Origin of the sequence: Mesorhizobium sp. M7D.F.Ca.US.004.01.2.1, assembly GCF_003997785.1 — a bacterium.
In the GTDB taxonomy this organism is placed as follows: domain Bacteria; phylum Pseudomonadota; class Alphaproteobacteria; order Rhizobiales; family Rhizobiaceae; genus Mesorhizobium; species Mesorhizobium loti.
This window is the reverse complement of record NZ_RZRQ01000403.1, coordinates 1-4,811: the sequence shown is the minus strand read 5'-3', so window position 1 is coordinate 4,811 and position 4,811 is coordinate 1. Positions and strand designations below refer to the sequence as shown.

Below are 4,811 nucleotides of genomic sequence, written 5' to 3'. Positions count from 1 at the left end.
AGCCCAGACCGAAAAAGGCTAGCACCACGGAATAGACCAGCGGCGGCGTCAGCTCGGAAAAGTCGAGATAGGTGCGATAGACCGCCGCCATCTGCGATCTTTCATAGGAGCGCACCGAGCGCATGAAGGCGGTCGAGCCGAGGGCGTCGAGCGCAATGGTGAAGAAGGCGCCGCAGAGCAGGAAGGCGCCGGTGAGCAGCGGCACGGTTTCGCCGACGAAGCCCGCCGCCAGCAGCGTGGCAGACATGGCGAAATAGGCAAATGTCATGGTCCTGCGGCCGCCGAAGCGCTTTCCTGCCTTGCCCCAGAAGATGGCCATGAACAGCAGCGCGTTGCCGGCCGAAACCAGCAGGCCACCGGCCAGCTTGCCCTCGCCGGTGATCACCATGAACAGCGGCCCATAGACGAAGAATGTCGTCCAGAAACAGGAGCGGCCGAAAGCGATCAGCCACGCCAGCCGCAGCCTGGGCTGGGCGATGAAGCGGCCGATATTGGCCAGCGGATTGGCTGGTCGCGTCTTGCCCGGGCGTATCGAGGGGTTGTCGCCGAGCCTATAGGTCCAGAACAGCGCCAGTAAGGCCATCGCGAACACCGCGACCGCACCATGCGCGGCATAGATGCCGAAGCGCGTGTAGAGGAAGATGCCGAGCGTCGGCCCGCCGGTCCAGGCCAACATCGACCATGCCATGCGCAGCGATTCGGCCTGCATGAAATCGGTCTTGCGGATGTGGTCCATGATGTAGAGGTTGAGCGTGATCGACAGCGCGCTTGCGCCCATCACGCGGCACAGCATGCCGGCCAGTTGCCCGGCAAGCGTGTCGGTGACAAAGAACAGCGAGCCGATGGCGAGCAGGCAGGCGCCGGCCGTGTAGACCCAGCGGCGGGCAAAGCGGCGGATCAGCATCGGCATGAACAATGTCACCGACAGGCCGAGCATCGCCACGACGGTGTAGAGGATCGAGACGATCTGCTCGTTGTGCAGGATCTCATAGGCCTGGATCGGGATGACGCTCGACACGGTGGCGCGAGCAAAGGATTCGACCGCATAGAGCGAAGCGAAGGTGCGCGCGTCCGCGGCCTTGAGGGCCGGTAGCCAGATCGGATGGCGCACATGGGTGGACATTGCTTCCCCAAGCAGAATCACAGGGCCAAATCTGGCGCGGCCATCCCCGCGCCAATAAGAGGAAACCGACGCGTATCCGGTAAAAGCGAAGTCGGCCAAAGGCTTCCCGCCACTGGCCTAATGCGGCGCCTGGTCCGGCGTCCGCGGCAAAGCTCACGGTCTTCTGTTGTCCGGTGCAACCGTGATAGTCGTCTTGCGGGGCTGAATCAGAATGCGAGACCATGAGCATCCAAACGCCGACCGCACCCGTTCAGGATCGACCAAAACGCATCGTCGCCATCGACATCGTGCGCGGCATCGCGCTGATCGCCATGGCGAGCTACCATTTCACTTGGGATCTGGAATTCTTCGGCTACACCGATCCCGGCCTGACCGCCTTCGGCTGGTGGAAGATCTACGCGCGCTGCATCGCCTCGACCTTCCTGTTCCTGGTTGGCGTCAGCCTGTACCTCGCCCATGGCCGACAAATCCGCTGGAACGGCTTCTGGAAGCGATTCGCCATGGTCGCCGGAGCCGCGATCGCGATTTCGGTCGTCACCCGCATCGCCACGCCGGACGGCTTCATCTTCTTCGGCATATTGCACGAGATAGCGCTGGCGAGCCTGCTTGGCCTCGCCTTCCTGCGGCTGCCGGCTTTGTTGACGCTGGTCGTTGCCGCGCTCGTCATCGCGGCGCCTGTCTATCTGCGCTTGGAGGCCTTCGATCACCCGTGGCTGTGGTGGGTCGGCCTGTCGGCGAACAATCCACGTTCCAACGACTACGTGCCCCTGTTGCCATGGTTCGGCGCTGTGCTTCTCGGCATCGGCGTCGCCAAGCTTGCCACGGGCGCGGGTGTCCTGACGGGGCTGGCGAACCTCAAGCCCGGCCGCTGGGCCAACCCGCTCGTCTTCATCGGCCGCCACAGCCTGGCCTTCTACCTGATTCACCAGCCGCTGCTGATCGGCTGCGTGTGGCTGTTCTCGCAGATCATGCCGGCACAGGTCGAAACCCCGCAGGTGAACTTCCTCAAAACCTGCCAACTGTCTTGCGAACAGTCGCGCGACACGGAGTTCTGTTCAAGCTACTGTGTCTGCATGCTCGATACGCTCGAGGGCGAGGCCACGCTTGATCGGCTCTACAACAACGACCAGACTGCGGAATGGAGGGCACATTTGTCCGATCTTGCCGGCATGTGCACAGCCAAAACCGATAGCAAGTTGATGGAGGAAGGGGTCCAATGACCGAGAACCAGCCGAAGCCGGGGATCATACCGTGGCCGCCGCTGATCTATACCGCCGCCATCGCCATCAGCATCGCGCTTGGCCTGCTCTATCCCCTGCCTTGGATCGGCGACATCCTGGGCGATATCCTTTTCGCCGCCGGTTGGGTGGCGCTGTTTGCCGTCGCCGCACTCTGGTTCACCGCGATCCGCACCATGATCCGGGCCAAGACCACGCTCAACCCCAACGCGGTGCCCGATCACCTCGTCACCACAGGTCCCTTCGGCGTCACCCGCAATCCGATGTATCTGGCCAACACGCTGCTTTTGATCGGCGTCGCCTTTGTCTCAGGCATCGTGTGGTTCCTGCCGCTCGCGTTCATCGCCGCCTATGCCACGCAGAAGGCCGCGATCGAAGGCGAGGAAAAGGTGTTGGCCGCGAAGTTCGGCAAGAAATACCGCGATTACGCGAAACGCGTGCGGCGCTGGATTTGACGAGCGCTACGTATTCACGCCAAGCTCAACCAGCCGCTCCACACAAGATTCCTCTGCCTGATCGAGTTCGGCAAGTGTCTCTTCGAGGTCGCGGCGCTTCTGTCTGAGATCCTCGCGCTTTTCCTCGATGCGCTTGATCATCAGCTTGAGTTGACCGACCTCGCCGGGCGGCGCCTTGTACATCTGGATGATTTCGCGGATCTCGTTGATCGAGAAACCGAGCCTTTTGCCGCGCATGATCTGGCGGATGAGGTGGCGGTCGGACGGGCGAAACAGCCGCGTGCGGCCACGCCGCACTGGCTGCACCAGCCCCTCGTCCTCGTAGAAGCGCAGCGTCCGCGTCGATACGTCGAACTCGCGAGTCAACTCGGTGATCGAATAATATTCTCGCATTGCCACTCCCGCACGCCGGAATCCCAAACGATCGCCATGCGGCGCCCTTCCGTCCCGAACCAAAACCCATGCCATGCCGGAATCGATATGGCGCCCCGCGCAAGCCTCGCATGGCATTTACGTAAAAGTCAATTGAGACACGACAGGTGCCTTCAGGGCACACCGAACCACCATGTGGCAATGCCGAGAAAGGCAAAGAAGCCGACGACATCGGTGACCGTGGTGACGAAAACCGCCGAAGCGACCGCCGGATCGACCTTGAAACGGTCGAGCAGCAGCGGGATCAGGATGCCGGCCAGGGCGGCCGCGAACATGTTGATGATCATCGCCGCCGCAATGATGCCGCCCAAATTGGGGTCGCGGAACCAGGCAGCGGCAACGATGCCGATCAGGATGGCGAAGACGATGCCGTTGATGAAGCCGACGCCCATCTCGCGGCGGATGATGCGGCCGGCATTGTAGATGTCGAGATCCTTTGTCGCCAGCGCCCGCACCGTGACCGTCATGGTCTGCGAGCCGGCATTGCCGCCCATGCCGGCGACGATCGGCATCAACACTGCCAGCGCCACGATATGTTCGATCGTGCGGTCGAACAGACTGATCACCGATGCGGCCAGAAATGCCGTCAACAGATTGATCAACAGCCATGGAACGCGCGAGCGCGATGTGGAGAGAACACTGTCGGACAGTTCTTCATCGCCGACGCCGCCCATGCGCATCAGATCTTCCTCGGCCTCCTGCTGGATGACGTCGACCACGTCATCGATGGTCAGCACGCCGACCAGCCGCTCGTTCTCGTCGACGACGGCGGCCGACAATAGGTCATACTGTTCGAATTCCCGCGCCGCCTCTTCCTGATCCATGGTGGCGGGAATGGCGTGCCGTGTCTCATGCATGACCTCCTCGACCTTGACCGCGCGCCTGGTGCGCAGGATCTGGTCGAGGTCGATGGCGCCGAGCAGTTTGAAGGTCGGATCGATGACGAAGATCTGGCTGAAGCGCTCAGGCAGGTTCTTGTCCTCGCGCATGTAATCGATGGTCTGGCCGATCGTCCAGAATGGCGGCACCGCGACGAACTCGGTCTGCATGCGCCGGCCGGCCGTCTCTTCGGGATAGTCGAGCGAGCGGCGCAGCCTGATCCGCTCGGTGAACGGCAGCTGCGACAGGATCTCGTCCTGGTCTTCCTTCTCGAGGTCTTCGAGAATGTAGACGGCGTCGTCGGAATCGAGCTCCTGCACCGCCTGGGCGATCTGCGCATTGGGCAGATTGTCGACGATCTCCATACGGATCGCCTCGTCGACCTCGGTCAGCGAGGAAAAGTCGAAATCCGCGCCCAAGAGTTCGACCAGCGCACGGCGCTGTTCGGGATGCAGCGCCTCGAGCAGGTCGCCGAGTTCCGACTGATGCAGGTCGTCGACTTCATGCTTTAGGGTCAGCGTATCGCGGTCGGCGATCGCCGCGCCAATCCGCGCAAGGAAGGACGAAAGGACGGCGCCGTCCTCGCCATAGATGTCGGCGTGATGCTCCTCGGCGGCCCTGGCGCCGGTCGTCCGTTCGTGCTCGCCTTCCACCAGCGCCTCCCGCCATCGCAATCCCGGAAAA

At 62.5% G+C, this 4,811-nt stretch carries 5 protein-coding genes; 2 read left to right on the top strand and 3 right to left on the bottom strand.

The features are described 5' to 3' along the window. On the bottom strand, window positions 1-1,123 hold a 1,123-nt coding region (locus EN993_RS31545), incomplete at its 3' end, for an MFS transporter (protein ID WP_164757935.1). 221 nt (window positions 1,124-1,344) lie between these two features. Here EN993_RS31545 and EN993_RS31540 point away from each other — a divergent pair. Next, window positions 1,345-2,343 (top strand): DUF1624 domain-containing protein, encoded by a 999-nt coding sequence (locus EN993_RS31540; RefSeq protein ID WP_127265715.1) that lies wholly within the window; start codon window positions 1,345-1,347, stop codon window positions 2,341-2,343. Beyond that, on the top strand, window positions 2,340-2,816 hold the full coding sequence (locus EN993_RS31535) for an isoprenylcysteine carboxylmethyltransferase family protein (RefSeq protein ID WP_109667921.1): 477 nt from the start codon (window positions 2,340-2,342) through the stop codon (window positions 2,814-2,816). The genes EN993_RS31540 and EN993_RS31535 overlap by 4 nt, the downstream gene beginning before the upstream one ends. A 6-nt stretch (window positions 2,817-2,822) precedes the next feature. On the opposite strand, the gene EN993_RS31530 is transcribed toward EN993_RS31535, so the two are convergent. Together EN993_RS31530 and mgtE are read right to left on the bottom strand one after the other, a co-directional pair. Further along, complete coding sequence (locus tag EN993_RS31530) at window positions 2,823-3,209, bottom strand: MerR family DNA-binding transcriptional regulator (protein WP_056596491.1); 387 nt, start codon at window positions 3,207-3,209, stop codon at window positions 2,823-2,825. 152 nt (window positions 3,210-3,361) lie between these two features. Continuing rightward, complete coding sequence (gene mgtE / locus EN993_RS31525) at window positions 3,362-4,780, bottom strand: magnesium transporter (protein ID WP_109667923.1); 1,419 nt, start codon at window positions 4,778-4,780, stop codon at window positions 3,362-3,364. Between the last annotated feature and the right edge of the window lie 31 nt (window positions 4,781-4,811).